The organism is Hyphomonas sp. GM-8P (genome assembly GCF_003263315.1).
Lineage (GTDB): Bacteria > Pseudomonadota > Alphaproteobacteria > Caulobacterales > Hyphomonadaceae > Hyphomonas.
In genome coordinates this window covers 18291-40444 of the sequence record NZ_AWFE01000024.1, presented here as the reverse complement: position 1 = coordinate 40444, position 22154 = coordinate 18291, and the positions used below count along the sequence as shown (strand labels likewise).

Below are 22154 nucleotides of genomic sequence, written 5' to 3'. Positions count from 1 at the left end.
AAACCGGGCGCTGTCTCGTCATGTCCCTGAAACAGGAGACATGACATGTGGAGACCGATCCTTCTGCTCATTGCGGCAGCCCATTTCGCCAACGCGCTGATCATGTGGTTCGCGCCGCACACTTGGTACGAGACCGTGCCCGGCGTTGCGATGATGGGCCCGTTCAATCTGCACTTCGTGCGGGACATCGCCCTTGCCTTCGGGATGAGTTCCGGCGCGCTGGCCTATGGCATCCTGAAGTTTGACCGGACCGCTGCCGTCTGCGGTGCAGCGTGGCCCGCCCTGCATGCGCTCTTTCACATCTGGATCTGGTTCGCGCGCGGTGTGCCGCTCGACCAGATCGCCTTCGTGAACCTCACCGGCATCCAGATCCCGGCCTGGCTGGCCCTCGCCGCCGCCCTCAATTTTACCCGCAAGGAGATCAGAACATGATCCGCAAGATCCTTCATTCCCAGATCCGAAAATTCGGCCGCGCCTTCCGCTATGACGTGACCTATATGCACGAAATCGCGGATGTTTCGCCCGGCGCGGCAATCTCGCTGTCTCGCCTGCCGAACTTTTACAAATATCGCGGCCCTGCGAGCGGCCACCCGGTCTGGACCGGCGCGCTATTGGCATCCACGCTGGAAGGCGATTGCGGCCCGTGTGCCCAGCTTGTCGTCGACATGGCACTGGCGAACGGCGCCGATGCAGACGCCTTGCAGGCCTGCGTGGAAGGCCGCCCGAAAGATGCCGGCGCCATGGGGCTCGGCTTCCGCTTTGCCTGCGCCGCCATCGCCGGAGACATTGGCGCCGACGATCTGCGCCGCGAAATCGAAAGCGAGTTCGGCAAGAAAACCGCGCTCTCCTGCGCCTTTGCGGCGGCATCTGGCCGTATCTATCCGGTGCTGAAACGCGGCCTCGGCCACGGTCAGGCCTGCCACAGGCTGGACTTTGGTGGCAAGGTCGTGAAGCTCGCCGCATGAGCACCGCCGACACTGCCCTGTTCGAAGCCGAACGCCCGGCCCTGACGGCCCTGTGTTACCGCATGCTGGGCGAGCGCGCCGGTGCAGAGGATGCGGTGCAGGACACCTGGTTGCGCTGGGAGCGGGCCGATCACGACGCCATCGAAAACCCCCGCGCCTGGCTACGCCGCACGGCCACACGCATCGCCATCGATGCGCTGCGCTCCGCCCGGGCACGGCGGGAAACCTATCCCGGCCCGTGGCTGCCGGAGCCGCTGGTGGAGAGCGAAAGCCTGGGTATCGAGGAACGCTTTGCGCTAGCGCAGGAGTGCGAGCTCGCCCTGCTCTGGGCGATGGAACGCCTGTCGGAAACGGAGCGGGCCGCCTTCATCCTGCGCGAAGCCTTCGATGCCGGCTATGACGAGATCTCAGCGGCGACCGGCAAGTCGGAGGCGGCCTGCCGCCAGCTCGTCAGCCGGGCGCACACACGTTTGCAGGAAAGCGGCCCGCGCTTTGACGCCTCGCCGGACGAAGTGTCTTCGCTGCTGCAACGCTTCATGAGCGCCGCCGCGGCGCAGGACCACGAGACCGCCCTCTCCCTGTTCTCGCCCGGTGCCATCGCTTATTCCGACGGAGGAAAGAAAGCGCGCGCGGCCCTCCGGCCACTGAACGGCGCGGCCGAAATCGTGCAAGTGCTTTTTGCGGTGACGGAAAAGTCCGCGAAGATGGCAGAGACGACGCCATGGACGCTGGAACTCGGCCATGCAAATGGCACCCCGGCCATCATGCGCCGCGTGAACGGGCAGGTCGATTTCGTCATCACGCTCGCCCCCGGCGCAGACGGCCGCATTGCCTGGCTCTATATCATGCGCAATCCGGACAAGCTTCCGACCTAGCCTGCCAGCACCCGGTCGCAGAAAACCTGGTGCGATGTGCGGATTTCCTCCAGCGCATGGTGGATGATCTGCCGGTCCGGGTCGAACATGAGTTCCAGCGTCATCCCGCGCAGCGACAGGATCAGCATACGCGCATGCACGACCAGCGCCTCGATGTCGTTGACGCCCGCTTCTTCGCCGCGCCGCCGCGTTTCGGCGTCCAGCTCGATCTCGATTTCCTTGGTGACCCGGCCCAGCATGGCCGCCAGATCGGTGTCCCAGCGCGCCGCCAGCAGCACTTCCGTCACCGCCGCTGACACCGGCAGGCGTTGCGTTTCCCAGTAGAGGTCGCACAGACGACGAAGGCGCTCGACCGGATCTGAAATCCGGGCGAACCGGGCGCTGGTGTCGGCCATCATGCCGCGCATCGCGGCCTCAATGGTCGCGGTCATCAGGTCCAGCCGGGTCGGGAACTGGTTCAGGACGGATCCGCGGCTGATCCCGGCTTTCGACATGACGGCCTCGATTGATGTGCCGGCATATCCGCGCTCGTTCAGGCAATCGATACAGGCTTCGATCAGCTGCCGGCGGGTTTCCTCGCCGCGGCGGGTTCGCCGGCGTCCTGAACGCTCTTTCGTGTCGGTCATTCCGTTCGCCGCTTCCTACCCTGCCCGGCGCCGATAATGGTCAGCGGCCCGCCCGCGTCAACCGCGCTCGCCCAATACTAGTCAGTGTTGACTATTTGAAATTTCCCGCTAGCCTAGTTCAGGCAGAGAGACACGGGCCCAAGCCCGGCACCTGCGATGATGGCCCGAACCCCATCGCGGCCTCTGGGAGGAATTTGAAGATGAGCGACGCACCCGTCACCGAAAAACCGGCCGCAACCGGCTACCAGATTTTCCGCACGTCGGAGGCGCCCTCGCTGGACGAGACCGCGCATATGGAAGTGGCCGACATGACGCCAGACCTCGAAGCCGGCATCGGCGCCGCGCTCGAAGCCGGCTTTGCCGAAGGCAATGTGGTCAAGACCCTCTTCTCCCAGCCGGGCTTCAGCCTCACCTATGCCTGGTTCAAGAGCGGCTTCCCGCTTCCTCTTCATACGCATAATTCCGATTGTCTCTATTATATCGTCGCTGGCAGCCTCCAACTGGGCACAGACATGCTGGGTCCAGGCGACGGTTTCTTCCTGGGTGCGGGCAAGGCCTATCGCTACACGCCCGGCCCCGACGGCGTGGAAGTGCTTGAATTCCGTACCCAGGAAGACTTCGACATCAAGTTCCTCGCGAAGACGCTGCCAGCCTGGCAGAAGATTTCGGGGGTTATCTCCGAGCGCCGCTCCGCATGGGCAGACGAGTCTCCTCCCAGCTCTGTCCTGTCCTGACGGAGTGGCCATCGGATGACAAAAAGATTTGAAGACAAGGTCGCCGTCATCACTGGTGCTGCCTCTGGCATTGGTGCGGCAACCGCACGATTGATGGCGGGTGAAGGTGCCAGAGTCGTGCTCGCCGACATCTCCGAAGACGCGGCAAATGCCCTTGCCGCGTCGCTTGGTCCGGATGCCATGGCGGTGACCTGCGATGTCTCGAAAGAGGCGGACGTCGGCGCCCTCATCAAGGCCGCCACCGACGCGCACGGACGGATCGACATACTCTTCAATAATGCCGGTATCGGCAGTTTCGCCAATTCGGTGGAATTGCCGCCCGACCAGTGGGAACAGGTGATCGCGGTAGACCTGCACAGCGTCTACTATGCCTGCCACCATGCCATTCCGCACATGCCGCGCGGCAGTGCCATCGTGAATACGGCATCCATTTCAGGCCTGGGTGGGGACTACAGGTTTGCCGCCTACAACGCCGCCAAGGGCGCGGTAATCAACTATACGCGGGCGCTCGCCATAGACCATGCCCGTGACGGCATTCGCGTGAATGCCCTCTGCCCGGGCCTTGTCGAAACGCCCATCACTGCAGGCATGAACGAGATGCCCGGCCTGCCGCAGGAATGGCACAAGCGCATTCCGATGGGCCGCGGCGCCCAGCCGGCAGAGATGGCGAAAGTTGTCGCTTTCCTCACGTCGGATGACGCGTCCTACATGACCGGCTCCATCGTCGTGGCAGATGGTGGCACAACGGCGCATACCGGCCAGCCGGAAGTCGCCCTCTTTGCCGGCATTTAGGAAGGCTCGATGCGCGCGCTCACCCTGCAGGGAAAATCCTTTCGCATCTCGGACCTTCCCGATCCGTCACCTGCTGCCGGCCAGTTTTTGGTCCAGCCCCTCTTCAACGGCATTTGCGGCAGCGATCTCAGCCTGCGCAAGCAGATGGCGGAGCTGGCCGACGCCACGCCGCCGGAAGCGCAGCACCAGTTGCCCATCATCGTCCCCGGCCATGAGTTCTCGGCAAAAATCGTTGGCATCGCTCCGGGCACGGAGACAGAACTCAAGATCGGCGACCGGGTGACCGGCCTGCCCTTCACGCACAGCCATGACGGCCCGGCCTGTATCGGCCTTTCGCCTTTCCACAGCGGCGGGCTCGCCACGCTCTCCTGCATCGATGCTGAGCGCACCTTCCGCGTGCCGGACGGCATTCCGGACGACCTCGCGGCGCTGACCGAGCCATTCTCGGTCGGCCTGCACGCCGTGAATCTCGCGAGCCGCAATGACGGGCCGAACATGGTGATCGGTTGCGGCCCGGTGGGGCTTGCCGTCATCCTGGCGCTGAAGATCGCCGGGCGGGGGCCCATCCTTGCGGCGGATTTCTCGGCCGAGCGCCGCGCCGTCGCTGCCAGCCTCGGCGCCGACATCGTGTTCGACCCGGCCAGTGACAGCCCCTACGAGCGCTGGAGCGATCTCGGCCACGAACCGGCCCAGATGTCACCGCTGCTGGCGCGGGACTTCCGCGGACAGCCGCACGGGCAGAACATTTTCGAATGCACCGGTGCACCCGGCGTCATGGGCCAGATCATCCAGTCGGCCCCGGCGCATGCCCACATCATCGTGGTCGGCGTCTGCCCGCATGAAGAGAAGATCACGCCGCTGGAGGGGATCACGCGCGAACTGACGCTGGAGTTCAGCTTCGCGTACCGGCCGGAGGAGTTCAGCACGGCGCTTCACCTGATCGAAGCCCATGCCGATCAGGCTGCCCGGCTGATTACCAGCCGCCAGCCGCTGGCCAGCACCGAAGCCGCCTTCGATGCGCTCGCCAAGGATCCTCATGAAATCAAGATCCTGATCGACCCCCACGCCTGAGGGCCATGCGCTCGGAAAAAAAGTCGTCCGCCGGGCAAATTTCCGCGACGGATTTCCGGCGCTCATGCGTTTGAAATTCAGGACGCCTCACAGCGTCCCGCGTTTTGCCCGCCGCACTCCCCCCAAATCGCCTAGCGGCGGGCAAACCGCCATTTCTGGACCGCACATCCAAGGCATGGCGCACCTGCCGGTTTGCCTATTCGCCCGTCAGCGCGCTCAGATCGACACCATATTCGGCGAGCCCGCCAAACACGTTCGTCATCGTCCGTTCGGGATTCTGCTGCGCCGAAGACTGGCGCAGCCCATCCAGCGCCGCGCGGTCCAGCCAGGCCCCGCGATAAACGAGCCCGGCCGGTTCTGTGGCGCAGGCGATGTCCGCCAGGGGGTCGCAGGGCAGCAGGACCAGATCCGCCGCGCACCCGGCCTCGACACAGCCATCCTGCCCCGCCGTGCCCAGCACCATGGAGGGCGTGTGGGTCGCTGACCGAAGCACTTCATAAGGCGTCAGGCCTGCATCGGCCAGCAGTACAAGTTCCTCGCCCAGAGACTTGCCGGGAATATTGGTGAAGATGCCCGCATCCGTGCCGGCCAGCAGGGTCACGCCTTCTTCCTGGAAGATCTTTGCCACACGGGCATAGAAGGCGGCATCCTCTGCCGCCGGCGCCGGATCCTGCCCTGCCCAGAAAGTCTGGTGCTCCACCTCGGTCTGCTGCTCGACCGCATTCAGGAACTCTGTACCCGGACGGCTGACGGCAGCACCGTCAGTCTCGGCCACCAGCACCAGATTGCGGTGCGCCAGAAGTGTGGACGTCACCGGCACGCCTTCTGCGGCGATCTTCCGGCCAAGTTCCCGGGCGGCGTCTTCATCATGCCGGTTGCGCAGGCCATGCCAGACAACGGATTCGATGTGTTCGATGGTCTCGAAATGATTGGCCAGGACTTCCTCGAATGAAATGTCGAAAGGCTTCTCGTCCGGCATGCCGTCTTCCCGCACGCCCTCCGGCGTGTGGCCCGAGACCGGCATGCCGCGCGCGGCGGCCTCTTCGATGATGGCTTCATAAGTCGGCCGGGTCAGGTTAGAGTAGACCTTGATCCTGTCAAAACCGGCCTCGGCCTGCCAGCGAACCGCGGCGCGGGCTTCGTCTGCCGTTTCGACGATCTGGTGATTGATCTGCGCATTCGGACCGGGGCTGTTCAGGATTGGCCCCGTCGTGATGAGGTGCGGCCCCATCACCTCGCCCGCTTCGATCCGCTCTGCCAGCGGCAAGTGGAAGGAGAGACCGGACATGTTGCGCACCCGCGTCACGCCCCAAGAGAGGTAGGCCCCCAGCTCCGCCTCGTCCCAGATGTGAACGTGCATGTCGGTCAAGCCTGGCACCATCGTGCGCCCTGCGCCGTCCACAATTTGCGGCGCGGAGAGGCCGTCAGCCGTGTCGCGGACGGCCAGGACCTTCCCGTCCTTCACCAACACGTAGGCATGGTCCCGGATCGCAGGCGCTTCGCCCTCGAAGCCGATCGTGCGGACATCGCGGATCAGCAGGTCCCCGTTGAGCGGCTCCGCTGCGGGTTCGGTCGCACAAGCAACCAGTGATGCCAGCATGGCAACGCCAAGTGCCGAGCTAGTCATTTTAAACGTGTGTTTCATCATGTGAACTGCGTTACGCCAGCCTAGTCATAGAAGCAAAGCTCTTTCCCATTGCCCTGGTCGTAACAGCGCGGACCGTAAGACGGCGGGCGGTAGGCTGGCGGCTTGCGTTTGGTCAGCTCCACCTGACGCGCATAAGCATCGGAGGCCTTTTGTTCCTGTGCGCGCTGGGCGTCAAAGGCATTTTGCGCCCACGGCATGACCAAGTTGCATTCCGGACTATTGTTCCCGAAACGGCTGCAGATGTCATAGGCATCGCTGGAGCGCGGCAGGCGTTTCCAGCGCCGCCAATAGGTGCTGAGATACGTTCCGCCCAGTGTGCGCGCGGCGGTGTAGAAGTCCCCCCCATAGGGCACATCGGCGCCGCTCATGGCCAGGATCGCATCGGCGCTGGCCTTCAGTGTCGCGCGGGATTCCGCCTCATACCGGGCCTGCAGCACGTCCCATGGCGTCTCCAGGTATTCGCGATAGGCCTTGTTACTTTCCCACCATTCGCGGGCTGTCGCCAGGATGAGCGGCCGCTCCATGGCCATCGGATTGTCCGGGTGCGTTGCTTTCCGGTCCCGAGCCTCATAGGCCGCCCACAGTTCCTCCGGGCCAATGTCCATGCCGACATCATACCAGTCGGTCACGCCCGCGGAGCGGTTCATCGGATCCTTGAAATAGCGCGCCGCGATCCGCAGCGGCGGCTCCGGCACATCGCGGCGGTCCGCGCCTGCGAACAGGCCGTAATACTCGTCCTCGTCCATCGTGCCGATCCAGATATCGGCGAAAGGCGGATAGTTCTTGCGTCCGAGAATATAGTCCATGACGCTTGCCGGCAGCAGCTCTTGAGGCTTGCCGCGCATCAGGTCGCCGTCTACCGCGCCGCCGATCAGGCGATACCAGCGCCCATCCGCTGCTTCGTACACGACCAGCCAGCCGCGTACGCCTTCGATCTCCGGCAGGTACAGCGGCACCATGCCGATAATGTTGGGATGGCCGAACGGCGTCACTTCGCCATCCTCATGGCGCATCGGCAGGTAGATGCTCTCACCTGACAATATGCCGTGTCCGGACGTCATCGCCGCGACCTTCTGCACCGCCACCTGCTTGTAGTCGTTGCGGTTGTTCCGACTCCAGTCGTCGGTCAGCGCATAGCCGACAGGCAGCGTCTCGAAATACGGCCCGACTTCTTCCATCTCCAGCGTCAGAGAATTGACGACCACGGACAGGCCCGTGCCGTCCTCGCCCTTCACCGGAAAGGCGATCCTACCATTGCCGAACTGGTAGAAGTCGTAGTCCCCGCTGCCCTCGTTCAACACGCCGGTAATGCGGTGCGCTTCCTTGCCCTGATTGTCCATAACGACCAGCGTCTTGCCTCGCGTATCCGTCGCCATCTTGTCATGGAACATCAGCGTGAACGGTGTTTCGGGCTTGCGGCCATAGATGAAGTAAAACTCAAAGCGCGCGAACGGCAGCTTGAAGAGGCGCGGCTTCTCCGGGTCTAGGGTCACAAAATAATATCGGTAGTCCAGCGCCTTCACGAGGGCCACCTTGTCACTGATGGGCAGTACCTGGATGTATTCCGCCGGCAACAGGATCGTGCCGTCTTCGGCCGCCAGGCCCTGCAGTACGACCTGTTTGGAGATCCAGCTATAGCTATTGCCCTTGTTCTGGCCGCCATATTCCTGCGCGTACCTTGCGAAGTCCTCACGCGGAAGATTGTACCGGTCCAGAATGGCGCCCATCTGCTCGCCGTCCAATTGCGAAACCGACCACAGCCGCACCGGCATGGTGCCCGTATCGGTACGGACATAGCGGATATCTTTCGAAAGGCAGTTGAACCCTTTCGGTGCGTTCTCAACACACCTGCCCCGGCTATGGTCAGCCAGCAGGCTGCCCGCGTCGCTATACGACTTCCACGCATGAGCATTCAGCGAAATACAAAAGGCCGAAATGGCAATAACCATCAGTCTGAACAAATCAAATACTCCAATCCCCGGGCCATCCCCTATGGCCCGACGTCTTTAATTGTAGAAACACGTCTCCGTCTTCGCGCCCGTCTGGTAGCAGCGCGGCTCCGACATGGGCGGCCGGTATTCCGTCTTGTAGCCCTGGTTGAATTGCTTCTGGCTGTAGCGGTCCGCGTCCCGCCTGGCCGCTTCGCGCTGGCCTTGAGAGATATTGTCCGCCCACGCATAGACGAGGTTGCACTCCATGCTGGACGAGCCGAACCGGCGGCAAATGTCATAGGCATCGGCCGACCGCGGCAGCTGGTGATACTTGTTCCAATAGGCCTGCAGGTATTTCCCGCCCTTGGTGCGTGCGATGTAATAGAAGTCGCCATTGAAATCGATGCCGTAGCCGCCTGAAATCGCGCTGTCTGCTGCCGCCAGCAGCGTGCGTTCCTGCTCGGCCTGCGCCCGCGCCACCTGCACCTCCCAAGGCGTCTCGATATATTCGCGATAGGCGGCCTTCGCCTGCCATTCCTTCTTCATCTCCGCGATGAGTTCCGGCGTCGCCAGCGCCTGAGGATTGTCGGGGTGCGAGGCCCGCATGGAGCGCGTGTCGTAGATCTTTTGGAAATTCTCCGCGCTCGGTTCGCTACCGATCAGGTACCAGTCCGTGACGCCGCCCGCCGACAGTTGCTGCGGGTTCTCGAAGAAACGTGCCGCAACGCGATAGCTTGGCGGCGGGATATCCTTCGGGTTTGCGTTCGCAAACAGGGCCTTGTGCGTCTCGTCCGAGATCGTGCCGATCCAGATATCGGCTAGCGGCAGGTATTCGTTCGGTTCCCACAGATACACCCGGACAGACGAGGGGGTGAGTTCATCCCACCGGCCCAACTTGTCCGCATGATATTCATCCGTTTTTGGCGCATGCATGATCAGCTTGTACCACTGGTCCGTCGCATTGGCGTACACCATCAGCCAGCCGCGTATGCCGTCGATCTGGCCCGGCAGGCGCAACGGCACCATGCCCCGCGTCGCTTTCGGGTCCGAAAGCGGGTGCGGCTCCGCATTCCCTACATCGATGGGTTCGAATATGTCTGTTGACAGAAGCCCCTTGCCGGACGGCATCTCGCCAATCTTCTGGAAGGGGTAGTATTTTTTGTCGTACTTGTTGTCGCCCCATTTCTCCGTCAGCGCATAGCCGACGTCGAGAATGTCGAAGACCGGCCCCATCTTCTCCAGCTCCAGCGTTATCATATTGAAGATGACCGAAAACTCACTGGCGTCCACGCGCACGGGAAAGCCAATATAGCTGGCATGGAACGTGAAGTAGTCATCCGTGCCGTGCGTATTCGGAATGACGCCGCTGACCGTGTAGGCCGCCTCCCCGTCGCCATCGAGGATCGTGTAGGATCGCAGGTCTTCCTTCGTCTCCCCATACTGGCGCAGCATGACCATGAATGGCCGCTTGGGCTCGTTACCGGAGAACCATTGCAGATCGTCCCAGGGATGGGTCAGCTCCGTCAGCGTCGTCTCACCCGGACCAAGCGTCGCAAAGTACCAGTTATTCTTCACCGTCCGCACCAGCGCCACGCGGTCGCTGAGCGGCAGGACGCGCGTGAACTCCGCCGGCAGCAGAACGGTCTTCCCGTCCATCGCCGTCAGGCCCTGCAGTGTCATTGCACGCTTGTAATAGTCCTTGTCGCCGGCATTGACGAACCACTCGTGATACTTGCCTTCAATCATGCCATACTTGCGCATGAGGGCGTCAAACTGGTCCTGCGGCAGGTTCCGGCGCAGCAAAAGCCGCACCGGCACAGTGCCGGGCTCAGTGCCCGTATTGGTGCGCACATAGCGGCCGGTCTTCGTCACGCACTCGTCGGACGGCGTCTCGTTCAGGCAATCGCTGGTCTGCCGCGCATCGCCAACGGTAATGTCCTTCCAGGCATGCGCCTTCAGCGGCAGGGACAGCGAAACACAAAGGGCCATTATGGCCAGCACGAACCAGCGCAGCAAAGCAATCTCCCCCACCCGGCCATGACGCAGACAAGTCTTCGCCCTACGCCCGGTAATATCGGCTCAATATTATCCTTGCCGAATCCTACCGGCGGGGGTCTGCCATGGCCATCCCCTGAACGGATGAGTGCCTCAGCCGCGCTCCAGCGCGCGCCAGCCAATGTCGCGGCGGCAGAAGCCTTCCGGCCAATCGATCGCGTCGACCCCGGCATAGGCCCGGTCGATCGCCTCGCGCAGCGTGCTTCCGCTGGCCGTGACGTTCAGCACGCGCCCGCCATTGGCAGTCAGCATGCCCAGCTGGTTGCGGTCGGTCCCGGCATGAAAGACATGCACGCCCGGCAAATCGTTCGCCTTGCCGACATGCTTGATCACCGAGCCCTTCTCGACGGCACCGGGATACCCCGTCATGGCCATCACCACGGTTGCGGTCGGCTCGAACTGGTCCAGTTCCAGCAGCGCCTCAAAGGCCTCTTCATTGCCCTTCAGTCCGCCGGTCGCCGAGGCGAGCAGCGCCGGGACGATGTCGCCCTTCAGGCCTTTCATCAGGACCTGGCATTCCGGATCGCCGAAGCGGGCGTTGAACTCCACAACCTTCGGGCCCTCGGCCGTCACCATGACGCCGATATAGAGCACGCCCTGATACGGCATGCCGTCCTTCGCCATGCCTTTCAGCATCGGCTCGGCAATCTCGCGCTTCACGCGGGCCATGATCTCGTCGGTCACGACCGGCGCCGGGGCATAGGCGCCCATGCCGCCGGTATTCTCACCCGTGTCACCATCGCCGACGCGCTTGTGGTCCTGCGCGGCAGGCAGGTAGATCGCGCCCTCGCCATCGGTGATCACGAAGATGCTGGCTTCCTCGCCATGCATGAACTCCTCGATCACCAGCGTGGCGGAGGCGTCGCCGAAGCGTCCGCCCAGCATTTCGTCCACGGCGGCATCCGCATCGTCCAGCGTTTCGGCGATCACGACGCCCTTGCCGCCTGCCAGTCCGTCGGCCTTCAGCACGTAAGGTGCCTGCATTTTGCGCAAAAAGGCTTTTGCCAGCCCAGCTTCCGTGAATTCGCCATAAGCGGCCGTCGGCACGCCATAGGCTGTCATCCGGCCCTTGGAAAAAGTTTTTGATGCTTCGAGTTGTGCCGCTTCCTGGCTCGGTCCAAAGACGTCGAATCCGCGCGCCCTCAGCACATCTGCCAGCCCCTCGGCCAGCGGCGCCTCAGGCCCCACGACAACCAGGTCCGGTTCCACCTGAAGTGTAAGTTTTACAAGGTTCTCGATATCTGTCGCGCCGACATCGAAGCACGGGCCGACCTCGTCCATACCGGGATTTCCCGGCGTCGAATGCACCACGTCAACCAGCGGCGACTGGGCCATTTTCCAAGCCAGCGCATGCTCGCGGCCACCCGATCCGATGAGAAGAATATTCATGAAGCGCTTGATGCTCGGCTCTGCGTCTGAGATCAAGTAGATATGAGCGGACTAAAAGACATGAGCGGCCTGTGGAGTGGAGAGTTCCGGTACGACGCCAATGGCGAGTGCGTAAACTTCACGGCCATGCTCACCGAAATCGACGGCAAACTGTGCGGCACGACACTGGAACCGGTGACGTTCGGCCCGCTGCTTGGCTACGAACCTGAATATGATGCGACTGTCCGGGGGGACCGCTGCGGCCAGCACGTCCTGCTCTCGAAACGCTATACGCCCGACACCGGCATCATCCAGCCGGACCTGATCTATTGCGGGGCGGTGGATGCGTCCTTTACCCGGTTTGCAGGGCGCTGGTCCTTCTCCGAAGATGCGCGGATCTCCGGCACTTTCACACTCAGCCGCGTCTCCACCCGCACGGGCGCCTCGCTAGCGGTCCAGCTCGCCGCCGGGGCCTGATGTAGGACAGACGCGGCGGTTTCCGCGCCCTGTTGCCTTTGCTTGCAACTGATCCGGCTATGCCAATCCAACGGGATACCCGCCGCAGGCACTCTTGCGGGATGAGCTTTCCCGTCCCTGCCCGCACCCATGATCTGATCAGCCGCTGGTGGTACACCGTGCAGGACGCGGTACAGAACTTGTGGCGGCGCTGCAATCCTGCTGAAGGCACCGCGCACGATACCGGGAGCGATATGGCGGCTCCGCACCTGCCGCGCATCGAGGCGGGCGCCATCTCGCTGACCCTCAGCATTTTCGAGGCGCTGGTCCGGCGTATGCTGGTTATCATGTGCGCAGAGTATGGCCCGATGGTCCCGCCACCGGAGGGCGGGCGCCTCCTCTTCTGCCTCGATGAATGCCTGCCCGTGCCCGTGATCCGCGCGCCCCGTGCGGGCGATCTGGACTATTGCCTGAAGGCCCCGGCGGCCGGGGTTCCCATGCCCGCATACAGGATGGTGGATGGACTGATGTCGTCTGCGCCTTTGCTGAAACGGATCGCGGCGCTGATCCATGTGTTCGAGCACGGCGAGCTTTACCTGCAGGCCATGAGCGCGCGTCTCCTTGCGCCGCCGAAGCCGCTACTGGCGCCCCAGCCGAAAGCCTTCCTCGATCCGACGCTGGACCCGGAAAAGGCCGACAACATGCAATACCTGCACGGAATCGCGCTGGACGCGCAGAGCCACGACTCGTCCTGACGCTTTGCGCAAAATCAGGCCTGCCCGCTCCCTCACGCGCTGTGACGGGAGGCGAACGCGCTGGCGGAAACGCCTAGGCCGGCTTCCTCAGTACAAGGACGTCCTGGAAATCCTGTCCCGGCACGGGGGCTTCACCACTCCAGTGGCCGTATTTCACCGGCGGGACGAGATCCAGCCCCGCCCTGGCGACCCAGCCCATGAAGACCGTCTCGTCGAACGCGATCATCGCTTCCGGCACTTTCGTATCGCCGACATGCGCGACGTCGCCGAAACGATGGAATTTCACGAAAGCCTGCCCGCTTGTCGCCGGGGCTCGGCGCGCCTCCGTCATCAGAAAGGCGGTCACATAGGCCCGCCCGCCGGGCCGCAGGCTGCGCCCGATTTCGGCGATGTAGTTCTCGGCGTCTGCTGGCAACAGGTGCGTGAAGACGGAGGTGGCGAAGGCCACATCGACGCTGCCGTCACTGACGGGGAAGCGATAGGCTTCGGCCCGGCTGGCTGTCTTCTGGCGGTATTCGGTGTTGAACACGTCTGCCCGGACGATGCGGAACGGCGCCGCAGCTGGCGGGAGGTGCCGGATCATCCAGGCAAGTCCGCTGGGGGCCACGTCAAATCCGGTATAGCAGCCCTTGGGCGACAGATAGTCCGCCAAGGCAAAGGCAACGCGGCCTGTGCCGCAGCCAATGTCCAGCACATGATCGTCCCGCGTCAAGCCCGCTTCATTGATCAAATGGCTGAGGATCACGCGGCCAACCGTGTGAAATTCGCCGCCGCCGACATCGTGCAAACTGGACCATGGTGCCGGTTTCGCGCCCGGTTTCAGGCGGGCCCGAATGCTCGCCAGGTCCCGGCCCAGGCACAGCAATCGGCGCCGCACCGAACGCGGCAGCACGCCTGCCGCCGCTCGATACCACGGCCTGGAAGTCTGTTGGGTCATGAGGCAGGTCCGGCTGGCAGGAGAAGGAAACAACCCCAAGCTGCTTAGGGAGTCGGCGACAGAGGTCAAGCCTTGCAGCCTCTGCTTGTTCTGGGCCTTGCCCCGGCCCGCAACCGCGTTCAGAAAAGGAGCATGTCAGATGCCCCCGTTTCCAACGATCCCGCTCTCAGCGTCTCCGACCTCGCCGCCAGCCTGAAGCGGACGATCGAAACGAATTACGACCATGTCGTCGTGCGCGGCGAGCTGGGCCGGGTCACCATCGCCCGTTCCGGCCACATGTATTGCGACCTGAAGGACGACAAGGCCGTGCTGAACACGGTGATGTGGAAAGGCCAGGTCGACCGCCTGCCCTTCCGGCCGGAAGAAGGCCTGGAAGTCATCGCGACGGGCAAGCTGTCGATCTATGCGGGCCGGTCGAACTATCAGATGATCGCCGCCTCCATGCGCCCGGCCGGCGCCGGAGCGCTGATGGCCCTCCTGGAAGAACGGAAGAAAAAGCTCGCCGCCGAAGGCCTGTTCGCGGCGGAGCACAAGAAACAGCTGCCCTTCCTGCCGCGCACCATCGGCGTGGTGACCAGCCCGACCGGCGCCGTCATCCGCGATATCCTGCACCGCATCCGTGACCGTTTCCCGGTCCGCGTGATCGTCTGGCCGGCCCTCGTGCAAGGCGACAGCGCCGCGGCTCAGATCACCGCCGGCATCAAGGGCTTCAACGCCATGACCGGCGCCGACCGCCCGGATGTACTGATCGTCGCCCGCGGCGGCGGCTCGATCGAGGACCTCTGGCCGTTCAACGAGGAAATCGTCGTCCGCGCCGCCTTCGAGAGCGAAATCCCGCTGATCTCCGCCGTGGGCCACGAGACCGACACGACGCTGATCGACTATGTCTCCGACGCCCGCGCACCGACGCCGACCGGCGCGGCCGAAATCGCCGTGCCGGTGCGCCAGGAGCTGCTGCTGCAGACCAGCGAGGCCGGCGAGCGCCTGAAACGCGCCCTCGCCCGCCGCACCGGACAGGCGAAGGACAAGCTGACCGCCGCGCGCCTGCCGCGCCCGGAGAGCCTGCTGCAGACCAAACGCCAGCGGCTGGACTATGCCGCCGCCACCTTGCCTCGCGCCGCCCTCGCCCTGACGCAGAAGGCCCGCGTCCGCCTCTCGCGCCTGACCATCAGCCCGGCCAGCCTGCGCAGCGAAATCCGCACCTCCAAACAGCGCTTGCGCGATGTTGCCGTGCGCGCCTGGCCTGCGCTGACCCGCCTGATGCAACAGCGCGAAACCGCACTCGCCACGCAGGGCAAGCTGCTGGAGACGCTGTCCTACCAGTCGACGCTGAAGCGCGGCTATGCGCTGGTGCGAGACGATGCCGGAAAGCTCGTCCGCTCCGCCGGCCCGGCCGCGAGCGCCGCCAGCCTGAAGATCAGTTTTGCAGATGGGGACGTGACCGCGGTGCCAACCGGGTCTTCCGGATCACCTCCGGCCCCTGCCTCGAAACCGACCAAGGCAAAACCAAAAGGCCAGCAAGGCTCGCTTTTCTAGGCCGCGTCTGCCTACGGACAAATACGGACTTGCCATCCTGCGAGGGAATGGCTACCCGGCCTGTATGCACAAACACGCGATCACCGTTCAGCAACAGACCCGGTTCATCCAGCCGGCGCGTGCTTGTGCCTGGCGACTGCCTGACTGACCGCGCGTCACGACAGCATTCGACCAAACAAGCCCCGCCACCCGGCGGGGCTTTTGTTTTGGTCCCGCCATGACTGAAGGAACGACAAGATGAGTTTTGAAACCGATACCGATATAGCCGACTTGCTGGATGGCTTCCGCAACCGGACACTGCCGAAGGAAAAATGGACCCATGCCGCGCATTGGGCCGCCGCCCTTGGCCTGATCGCGGAGGACGCCGCCGCCGCATATCGCGGCATGCCCGGCATGATCCGCAGCTACAATGAATCCGTGGGTGGCCGGAATACCGATACCGAAGGCTATCACGAAACGATCACCATCGCCTCGCTGAAAGCGGCCGAACACGCCTATCGCGCTGCGCCCGAAGGTTCGCCGCTGCACACCGTCCTGACCGGCCTGCTGGCCGGCCCCTGCGGAAAGCCGGACTGGGTTTTCGAGTATTGGCGGCGGGACACGCTGTTCAGCGTGAAAGCCCGGCGCGAATGGGTCGAGCCGGACATACGCGCCCTGCCTTATTAGGCAGGCCGCACACTGGCCGGTCAAACCAGCCTGAAACGGGACCGTTCCACCGACGGGACGGTCCCGCGACGGCTTAGCCGTTGATGTCTTCTTCCAGCACGGTCATCTGGAACTGGTAGGAGGTCTCGCCCTCGTCGACGTCCTTATAGACGACGGCCAGGAACTCGGCGCCGAGATAGACTTCGACAGAATCGTCCGTCTTGTCGCGCGGCAGCAGGCGCAGGCCGGGATTCAGCTTTTCTTTGAGATAGGCTTCGAGGCGGAGCGTTTCTTCGCGGGTCATTATAAGTGTCCTTTTCTTCGCGAGGCGCAACCTAGTTGGTTTCTCTATGGGTTCAACAGCAAGGCTGCATCAAATTCCGCCCGATTCCACAAGGCAATGCGCCGCAAGCTCATCGACTTCGTCAGAATAGGTCTGCGGCAGCAGGCGCATCAGCTCTGCCTTGTCGATCTGGCCGCAGTCCATCAGGGACAGAACCATGGCCGTATCATTCTGGATACGCCGCATTTCCTGAACAGCCTCGCGGCTGGCACCGCCCCGCTTCAGCGCCTGTTCGTTTTCGCGCGCCGCGATGTTACGCACCGTCAGGTTCCAGGCCAGTGGCAGGATGTTGTCGATGCTCTCGGTATGAGACAGCGCGGCTGGCCAGTCTTCCTCAAGGATATAGATGAAACCCATGTTTTCTTCCGTATACGCCACGCCAACGCGGGTGGAGCCGCGATCGGCCCTTATCTTGGCCGCTGTGCGCAGTTCCGACAGGGCCTCCTGAAGGGCGACATTCTTGTCCTGGCCTTCCGGCAATTGCGACTGCGCGGCTAAGGCGATCAGCGTGGTGCCCACGCCATGATGCGCCATCTGGGATTGTTCCAGCGTGATATCCTCAGGGTCGGATTCCATCAGCTTCGCTGCCTGGCTGAAGGCTTCATAGGCCAGCAAGGCATCGCCGCGCTTGCGCAGGCATTGCCCCTTCCAGAGCAGCAGCATCGGCTCGTTCAGGCCCCGCGCAGCGGCCTGGTTCACATAGTCGACGACCGTGGAACAGCCCCGGTTCCAGCCAAGGGAGTTCCCGTTCGCCTTGCGGTATTCCAGCATGGCAAGACCCGCTGCGCCGACGCCCTGATCGGTCAGACTTGAACTGTCATCCAGCAGGGTCTGGAACTCGCTTCGCACTGTGGCGGATTCGACCTGCCCGCCCCAATCGTCCAGCGCCGCCTGCATCAGGACGCGCTCGCCATTTGTCAGCAGGCTGACGCTGCCTGCCTGATCCGCGCGCAGCACCATGGCGACGACTTGCGAGGTCACCTCGTTCATCGTCTTGCCGAGAATGTGCCCCCGCGCGATGGACACGGCGCGGTCCTTGTAGGAGGCGATTTGCCCTGGTGAGCCGGCCTGTTGCAGCTCCCGCGACAGCTCGGCCTGCCGGCGGGCGGCCTCGTTCTCTTCACGAATGGCAACCAGCTGCGCCTGTGTGGACTCCCTCTGCCGGCTTGCTTCGCCTGCCACAATGCGCAGGTTCACCTGATTCAGCTGTGCCTGCCGGGCATATTCCGCGCGCAGGCCCTGAAGCTCGAAATAGAAATAGATCACGCTGCCCACTGCGATCACCGCAGCCGTTGCCAGCAAGGCCGCCAGGGCACGCACGAGGAAGCGGAAAGACTGCTGCTCGCCCTGCAGCTCCATCAGCAGGTCCAGCGATGTGACCGGCGACCGGCTTGTCTCGTTTTCCGTGCTCACCACTCCGTTCCCCCTGAATCGTTCAGCTTCGTCCCGCGCCAGACATCCGGTCCGAACATCGGCTCCAGCAGCAGGCGCAGGCCCGTCTCGTCTTCATTTTCCCGCAGGAACGCCTCCGCGATCAGCAGCTTGATCCGCGTCTGACGCATCCGCCACATCCTGAGGGCTGCACCGATGGCGGTGGCCACAAAAAAGTTCGATGCGCCGAGAATCCGTTCCGGATTGCCGGAAAAGATGCGCTCGCCGACTGGCAGCGGATATTGCCCGAACAGGGTCAGCAGGAACACGCTGAACGCCGCCAGTGCCGCCAGCATCGCCCCGATCAGGAGTGTCCGGTTCAACCGGGACTCGGCTTTCAGCTGGTCCCGGTGATGGCTGATCAGGGGGCTGATGGACTGGATCATGACGGATCAGGATCCCTCGCCACACGGAAGCCTATGGCATCGTCCCGCCCGCCCGGCGGGAACGCGTCCCGCACGGCAGAGCGGACATAGGACGGAATCTTCTCCCAGCTACCGCCCCGCACCGAGCGCGAGCATTTCTCCGCGCCCGGTTCAGCCTCCGCCTTGCCGATGCGGCCCATATAATCGTGGCTCCAGCAATCGGCGACCCATTCAGCGGCATTGCCATGCATGTCATACAGGCCAAACGCATTCGGCGGATATGACCCGACCGGCATCGGCTGGCGCGGCCATTTCCCTTTCGGCCCGCCATTGTACTGGCGCCCGCCGGCATTGAAGTTTGCATCCTTATCGGTGAGATAGTCGCCGGTGCTGAACGCTGTCGTCGTACCCGCGCGGGCGGCATATTCCCACTCCGACTCGTTCAGCAGGCGATAGGGCTCGCCCTCCACCTTTTCGTTCAGCCAGCGGACATAGTCCATCGCTTCCCACCAGGTGATGTTGATGGCGGGCATGGCGCCGCGTTTCCAGCGGTCAGACCGGGTTTCAGCTTTCGCCTCATTCCCGGCGCAGCCACCTGCGGCGATGCAGTCGTCGAGATCAGCCCAGCTGATTTCCTTTTCGGAGGCTGCAAAGAGGCCGACCTGCGGTTCCCATTGCGGGCCTTCGGTGTCCTTGCGCTCCGGCTCGCTCTCAGGCGAGCCCATAAGGAATGTGCCTGCCGGAATCGCAACCATCTGCGGGCAGTCCGTGCAATCCCTGAACTTGCGCGCCTCGACCGGGCCGCCATTGGCCGCCGCCGCGAAAGCACCTTGTCGCAAAAGGCCAGAGACCGCGCCCGCCGCGGGCGAAGCCGCCGGACCTGGCACGGGCGCCTCGCTGGTCGATGCCATCGACCGTGTTCCGGCTGGAAGGCGCGTCGAGAGCACCGTATCCGAAATCTCCGTGGGCGCAGAGGCGGAGGCACCGCTGCAGCCTGCGAAGCAAAAGTCTGCGCCGGTCAGGCCGGAATTATAGAACGGGGTCTGCAGCCCGCCGGTCGCCGCATTGACGCTGTCCGCGACGCGCTTGAACACTTGTTCGGCGATCAGGTTCTGCTGTTTCAGCGTCTGCGCCAAAGCGAGCGCGAAGGCGGAATTCGTACCGTCGCCGTCATAGGCGACGTAACCGGGCGCCGTAGAATAGGAGATCAGCAGGCCGCGGGCGGGTTTCACCTCGGCCAGTCCGCCCGCTGCACTGCGCGTTGCACTTGGCAGCGGATTGTCCCGGCAGGCATCCAGGATCACGAAGTTTACCGCATTGCCCGCATCCTCGACATAGCGCAGCGCATCGCCGAGGCGCGGCGCCTGGCGCCAGATGTCCTGTTCAGACCGGGCATTGGCATCCACCGGCACGAGATAGTTCAGGCCCTGAGACTGCACGCCGTGCCCGGCATAATAGATCAGGCCCACGGCCTTGTTGCCACCGGCCTTCAGGCGCGCGCCATGGGCGGCGAACGCCTCCTCCATCCGGTCTTCCCCGGCATTCAGGACGAGATCAACCTCAAAGCCGACGTCGGCGAGGGATTCAGCCATCAGGCGGGCATCATTTGCGGGATTGGCCAGCTGCCATCCCCGTTGCTGATAGTCAGAATTCCCAATCACCAGCGCATAGCGCGCAGGCTGGACCGCTTGGGCCTCGGAGGCCAGCACGACAAAAAAACCTGCAATTCCAAGCAGGAATAGGCGAAGCATGGCACGTGTCCCCTTCCCTTGAGATCGTCACCGTCATCCCCAGCACTGGAACTCAGCTTAACCGCAATTCGGCGGAGGGGAAAAGGGGAAGATATGGACCGCTCAGGCAGAGTTGATCAGCTGGCCGGATGCTTCGCAGACGTCGGCAGTTTGGCCAGCTCCTTGGCCTGGCTGACCCATTCATCCCGCTCGATCCGGCCCTTGAAATGCTCCAGCTTGTTGTCGACCCATTCGATCTCCGCCGGGCCCCACTCGGCAATCTGCCAGAAATAATAGACGCCGATCTCGTTCAGCAGTTCCCCCAGCATCGGTCCAATGCCGTTTATCACTTCCAGATCGTCCTCGTTCCCGAAGGCAGGCTCGATCAGCAGATTGGCCTTGTCACCGGGCCGGAGCGCGATTTCCAGCGGGTGGGCCGTGCTTTCCGGCTTCACCTCCGGCTCTGGCTCTGGTTCCGGCTCGGCCGGGCGTTGCGGCGGCGGGGCTTTGGGAAACACCTGGTCGATCTTGGCGAAGGCGGACGTTTCCGGCCGCGGCGGCGATGCGACAGGCTGGCGGTAGACATACTCGCCCTCCCCGCGCAGATGACTGAAATCCCTTGCACGCAGGATGTGGTTCAGGGCGGCCAGCGTATACTCGATATTGGCCAGACGGCTGTCGACCACGCCCATGTCGAGCCGGGCATCCAGCTTGCGCATGGACGAAAGCACCGGCGACAGGTCCGGCTCGCGCATCGCCAGCATGGAATCCTGCAAGGCTGCAAGACGGCGCTCCATCGGGCCGAAGTCCGGCAGCGACTGCAGCTCGACCCGCAACGAGGCGAGCGCGGATTCGACATTCGACAGGCGCGTCTGCACCGGCGTCAGGTCCACACCCGACCGGGCCAGCATCGCCACGGTATGCTCCACGCCGGACAGTTTGGAGTGCAGCGACGCACTGCCGCCTTCGATATCGGCGAGCTTGGTGTGCATGACACGCATGTCTTCGGACGGCGCCCGCAGCATGCCTTCGATATTGCGGAACTCGTTGACCAGCGGCGTGAAGTCCATCTCCGGCAACTCGATGTTGGCGACCGCATCCTCGATCTTCGACAGGCGCTCCTTCACCGAGTCGAGATCCGGCACACGCAGGCCCGCCAGCGAGGAGGAAAGCGTCGACATGCGGATCATCAGCTCTTCGATGTCGGCCTTGCGGGCCGTATCGATCCGGTCGGCAAACTCGGCGAGCCGCGCTTCCATGGCCGCCATGTGCGTGCGCACCGGCTCGAAGTCTACATCCGGGAACTCCATGTTCTCGATGGCCAGCTCCAGCCGCGTGAGACCGGAATGCACCGGGCCGAGATCGACCTCCGGCATGGTCTGGCCACGGATAAGCTCTTCCAGTTGAACCAAGCGGATTTCAAGCGGATCGAGATCGGCATTCTGCAGGCTGGCCACTTCATTGGAGACAGACAGGAGCGAGCTTTCGATATCAGACAGGCGGCCCAGCACGCCTTCCAGCGCTTCGTCCGGCTGTTGCATCAGGGTTTCCATCCGGCTGAGCAGGCCGCGCGTTTCGGTGAACCGGTCATTGATCGCACCAAGGCCGGCACCACCGGTCAGCGACAGCGCGCTTTCAATCTTTGCCAGGCGTTCATGCAGGGGCGACAGGTCCGGCGGGGCCAGGCTGGCAAGGCTCTCCTTCAGCTCTTCCTTCGTTACCGGCGGTGGCTGGTCCTTGGCGCGCTCAGCGCCGGTCAGCAGTTCCTCGTGATAGACGGTGACGTCCTCGAAGTTCCGGCGGAACCACCACCACGCAAGGCCCGCCCCGCACGCGGCGGCGAGGACCATCAGCAGGAAAATCTGGAGCAGCAGGAACAGCATGGATTTTA

At 63.5% G+C, this 22154-nt stretch carries 21 protein-coding genes; 10 read left to right on the top strand and 11 right to left on the bottom strand.

What is annotated here, in order from left to right:
- Positions 1-45: 45 nt before the first annotated feature.
- Genes HY26_RS02495 through sigJ form a run of 3 tightly spaced genes read left to right on the top strand, consistent with a single transcriptional unit; the run spans position 46 to position 1840 of the window.
- Positions 46-432 carry a hypothetical protein gene (locus HY26_RS02495; protein WP_034768179.1) on the top strand — a complete coding sequence of 129 codons (387 nt, stop codon included), beginning with the start codon at positions 46-48 and terminating at the stop codon, positions 430-432.
- Entirely contained in the window at positions 429-965 is a 537-nt protein-coding gene (locus HY26_RS02490) for a hypothetical protein (RefSeq protein ID WP_034768177.1), read from the top strand. The genes HY26_RS02495 and HY26_RS02490 overlap by 4 nt, the downstream gene beginning before the upstream one ends.
- Complete coding sequence (gene sigJ / locus HY26_RS02485) at positions 962-1840, top strand: RNA polymerase sigma factor SigJ (RefSeq protein ID WP_034768176.1); 879 nt, start codon at positions 962-964, stop codon at positions 1838-1840. Before HY26_RS02490 ends, sigJ begins: the two co-directional genes overlap by 4 nt.
- Here the strand turns inward: sigJ and HY26_RS02480 are convergent.
- The gene (locus tag HY26_RS02480) at positions 1837-2466 is read right to left on the bottom strand and encodes a TetR/AcrR family transcriptional regulator (RefSeq protein ID WP_034768175.1); all 630 of its coding nucleotides are present in this window, start codon (positions 2464-2466) and stop codon (positions 1837-1839) included. The genes sigJ and HY26_RS02480 overlap by 4 nt on opposite strands.
- A 200-nt stretch (positions 2467-2666) precedes the next feature.
- Between HY26_RS02480 and HY26_RS02475 the strand changes: the two genes are divergently transcribed.
- Genes HY26_RS02475 through HY26_RS02465 form a run of 3 tightly spaced genes read left to right on the top strand, consistent with a single transcriptional unit; the run spans position 2667 to position 5063 of the window.
- Positions 2667-3200: a cupin domain-containing protein gene (locus HY26_RS02475; protein ID WP_034768174.1), complete on the top strand. Its 534-nt coding sequence runs from the start codon at positions 2667-2669 to the stop codon at positions 3198-3200.
- A gap of 15 nt (positions 3201-3215) precedes the next feature.
- Positions 3216-3992: an SDR family NAD(P)-dependent oxidoreductase gene (locus tag HY26_RS02470; protein ID WP_112072864.1), complete on the top strand. Its 777-nt coding sequence runs from the start codon at positions 3216-3218 to the stop codon at positions 3990-3992.
- Between the two features lie 9 nt (positions 3993-4001).
- Positions 4002-5063 carry a zinc-binding dehydrogenase gene (locus HY26_RS02465; protein ID WP_112072863.1) on the top strand — a complete coding sequence of 354 codons (1062 nt, stop codon included), beginning with the start codon at positions 4002-4004 and terminating at the stop codon, positions 5061-5063.
- 196 nt (positions 5064-5259) lie between these two features.
- On the opposite strand, the gene HY26_RS02460 is transcribed toward HY26_RS02465, so the two are convergent.
- The 4 genes from HY26_RS02460 to purD all read right to left on the bottom strand — a co-directional run bounded on the left by HY26_RS02460 (position 5260) and on the right by purD (position 12086).
- On the bottom strand, positions 5260-6690 hold the full coding sequence (locus tag HY26_RS02460; protein WP_158531401.1) for an amidohydrolase family protein: 1431 nt from the start codon (positions 6688-6690) through the stop codon (positions 5260-5262).
- A gap of 41 nt (positions 6691-6731) precedes the next feature.
- Positions 6732-8660 (bottom strand): hypothetical protein, encoded by a 1929-nt coding sequence (locus tag HY26_RS02455; protein WP_112072861.1) that lies wholly within the window; start codon positions 8658-8660, stop codon positions 6732-6734.
- 57 nt (positions 8661-8717) lie between these two features.
- Entirely contained in the window at positions 8718-10658 is a 1941-nt protein-coding gene (locus tag HY26_RS02450) for a hypothetical protein (RefSeq protein ID WP_112072860.1), read from the bottom strand.
- A 132-nt stretch (positions 10659-10790) separates the two neighbouring features.
- The gene (gene purD, locus HY26_RS02445) at positions 10791-12086 is read right to left on the bottom strand and encodes a phosphoribosylamine--glycine ligase (RefSeq protein ID WP_112072859.1); all 1296 of its coding nucleotides are present in this window, start codon (positions 12084-12086) and stop codon (positions 10791-10793) included.
- 42 nt (positions 12087-12128) lie between these two features.
- Here purD and HY26_RS02440 point away from each other — a divergent pair, with 42 nt between their 5' ends.
- Together HY26_RS02440 and HY26_RS02435 are read left to right on the top strand one after the other, a co-directional pair.
- Complete coding sequence (locus tag HY26_RS02440; RefSeq protein ID WP_146740158.1) at positions 12129-12542, top strand: hypothetical protein; 414 nt, start codon at positions 12129-12131, stop codon at positions 12540-12542.
- A 101-nt stretch (positions 12543-12643) separates the two neighbouring features.
- Complete coding sequence (locus tag HY26_RS02435) at positions 12644-13276, top strand: hypothetical protein (protein WP_112072857.1); 633 nt, start codon at positions 12644-12646, stop codon at positions 13274-13276.
- Between the two features lie 73 nt (positions 13277-13349).
- Here HY26_RS02435 and HY26_RS02430 read toward each other — a convergent pair whose 3' ends face one another.
- Positions 13350-14213 carry a class I SAM-dependent methyltransferase gene (locus tag HY26_RS02430; RefSeq protein ID WP_081813186.1) on the bottom strand — a complete coding sequence of 288 codons (864 nt, stop codon included), beginning with the start codon at positions 14211-14213 and terminating at the stop codon, positions 13350-13352.
- A gap of 132 nt (positions 14214-14345) precedes the next feature.
- Here HY26_RS02430 and xseA point away from each other — a divergent pair, with 132 nt between their 5' ends.
- Complete coding sequence (gene xseA / locus HY26_RS02425) at positions 14346-15749, top strand: exodeoxyribonuclease VII large subunit (RefSeq protein ID WP_034768162.1); 1404 nt, start codon at positions 14346-14348, stop codon at positions 15747-15749.
- Positions 15750-15986: 237 nt separating this feature from the next.
- Positions 15987-16415, top strand: coding sequence for a hypothetical protein (locus HY26_RS02420; protein ID WP_034768156.1), 429 nt, complete (start codon positions 15987-15989; stop codon positions 16413-16415).
- A 73-nt stretch (positions 16416-16488) separates the two neighbouring features.
- Here the strand turns inward: HY26_RS02420 and HY26_RS02415 are convergent, their stop codons facing one another.
- The 5 genes from HY26_RS02415 to HY26_RS02395 all read right to left on the bottom strand — a co-directional run bounded on the left by HY26_RS02415 (position 16489) and on the right by HY26_RS02395 (position 22146).
- On the bottom strand, positions 16489-16698 hold the full coding sequence (locus tag HY26_RS02415) for a DUF3126 family protein (protein WP_034768154.1): 210 nt from the start codon (positions 16696-16698) through the stop codon (positions 16489-16491).
- 69 nt (positions 16699-16767) lie between these two features.
- Positions 16768-18153, bottom strand: coding sequence for a hypothetical protein (locus HY26_RS02410; protein WP_034768152.1), 1386 nt, complete (start codon positions 18151-18153; stop codon positions 16768-16770).
- Positions 18147-18554 (bottom strand): hypothetical protein, encoded by a 408-nt coding sequence (locus tag HY26_RS02405; RefSeq protein WP_034768150.1) that lies wholly within the window; start codon positions 18552-18554, stop codon positions 18147-18149. Before HY26_RS02405 ends, HY26_RS02410 begins: the two co-directional genes overlap by 7 nt.
- The gene (locus HY26_RS02400) at positions 18551-20284 is read right to left on the bottom strand and encodes an SUMF1/EgtB/PvdO family nonheme iron enzyme (protein WP_112072856.1); all 1734 of its coding nucleotides are present in this window, start codon (positions 20282-20284) and stop codon (positions 18551-18553) included. Before HY26_RS02400 ends, HY26_RS02405 begins: the two co-directional genes overlap by 4 nt.
- 116 nt (positions 20285-20400) lie before the next feature.
- The gene (locus HY26_RS02395) at positions 20401-22146 is read right to left on the bottom strand and encodes a hypothetical protein (RefSeq protein WP_112072855.1); all 1746 of its coding nucleotides are present in this window, start codon (positions 22144-22146) and stop codon (positions 20401-20403) included.
- Positions 22147-22154 lie beyond the last annotated feature (8 nt).

What these genes read in the sequence shown, in the direction of transcription:
- HY26_RS02495 (WP_034768179.1), top strand. Translation starts at nt 46, where the DNA reads ATGTGGAGACCGATCCTTCTGCTCATTGCGGCAGCCCATTTCGCCAAC.
- HY26_RS02490 (WP_034768177.1), top strand. Translation starts at nt 429, where the DNA reads ATGATCCGCAAGATCCTTCATTCCCAGATCCGAAAATTCGGCCGCGCC.
- sigJ (WP_034768176.1), top strand. Translation starts at nt 962, where the DNA reads ATGAGCACCGCCGACACTGCCCTGTTCGAAGCCGAACGCCCGGCCCTG.
- HY26_RS02480 (WP_034768175.1), bottom strand. Translation starts at nt 2,466, where the DNA reads ATGACCGACACGAAAGAGCGTTCAGGACGCCGGCGAACCCGCCGCGGC.
- HY26_RS02475 (WP_034768174.1), top strand. Translation starts at nt 2,667, where the DNA reads ATGAGCGACGCACCCGTCACCGAAAAACCGGCCGCAACCGGCTACCAG.
- HY26_RS02470 (WP_112072864.1), top strand. Translation starts at nt 3,216, where the DNA reads ATGACAAAAAGATTTGAAGACAAGGTCGCCGTCATCACTGGTGCTGCC.
- HY26_RS02465 (WP_112072863.1), top strand. Translation starts at nt 4,002, where the DNA reads ATGCGCGCGCTCACCCTGCAGGGAAAATCCTTTCGCATCTCGGACCTT.
- HY26_RS02460 (WP_158531401.1), bottom strand. Translation starts at nt 6,690, where the DNA reads ATGACTAGCTCGGCACTTGGCGTTGCCATGCTGGCATCACTGGTTGCT.
- HY26_RS02455 (WP_112072861.1), bottom strand. Translation starts at nt 8,660, where the DNA reads ATGGTTATTGCCATTTCGGCCTTTTGTATTTCGCTGAATGCTCATGCG.
- purD (WP_112072859.1), bottom strand. Translation starts at nt 12,086, where the DNA reads ATGAATATTCTTCTCATCGGATCGGGTGGCCGCGAGCATGCGCTGGCT.
- HY26_RS02440 (WP_146740158.1), top strand. Translation starts at nt 12,129, where the DNA reads ATGAGCGGACTAAAAGACATGAGCGGCCTGTGGAGTGGAGAGTTCCGG.
- HY26_RS02435 (WP_112072857.1), top strand. Translation starts at nt 12,644, where the DNA reads ATGAGCTTTCCCGTCCCTGCCCGCACCCATGATCTGATCAGCCGCTGG.
- HY26_RS02430 (WP_081813186.1), bottom strand. Translation starts at nt 14,213, where the DNA reads ATGACCCAACAGACTTCCAGGCCGTGGTATCGAGCGGCGGCAGGCGTG.
- xseA (WP_034768162.1), top strand. Translation starts at nt 14,346, where the DNA reads ATGTCAGATGCCCCCGTTTCCAACGATCCCGCTCTCAGCGTCTCCGAC.
- HY26_RS02420 (WP_034768156.1), top strand. Translation starts at nt 15,987, where the DNA reads ATGAGTTTTGAAACCGATACCGATATAGCCGACTTGCTGGATGGCTTC.
- HY26_RS02415 (WP_034768154.1), bottom strand. Translation starts at nt 16,698, where the DNA reads ATGACCCGCGAAGAAACGCTCCGCCTCGAAGCCTATCTCAAAGAAAAG.
- HY26_RS02405 (WP_034768150.1), bottom strand. Translation starts at nt 18,554, where the DNA reads ATGATCCAGTCCATCAGCCCCCTGATCAGCCATCACCGGGACCAGCTG.
- HY26_RS02400 (WP_112072856.1), bottom strand. Translation starts at nt 20,284, where the DNA reads ATGCTTCGCCTATTCCTGCTTGGAATTGCAGGTTTTTTTGTCGTGCTG.
- HY26_RS02395 (WP_112072855.1), bottom strand. Translation starts at nt 22,146, where the DNA reads ATGCTGTTCCTGCTGCTCCAGATTTTCCTGCTGATGGTCCTCGCCGCC.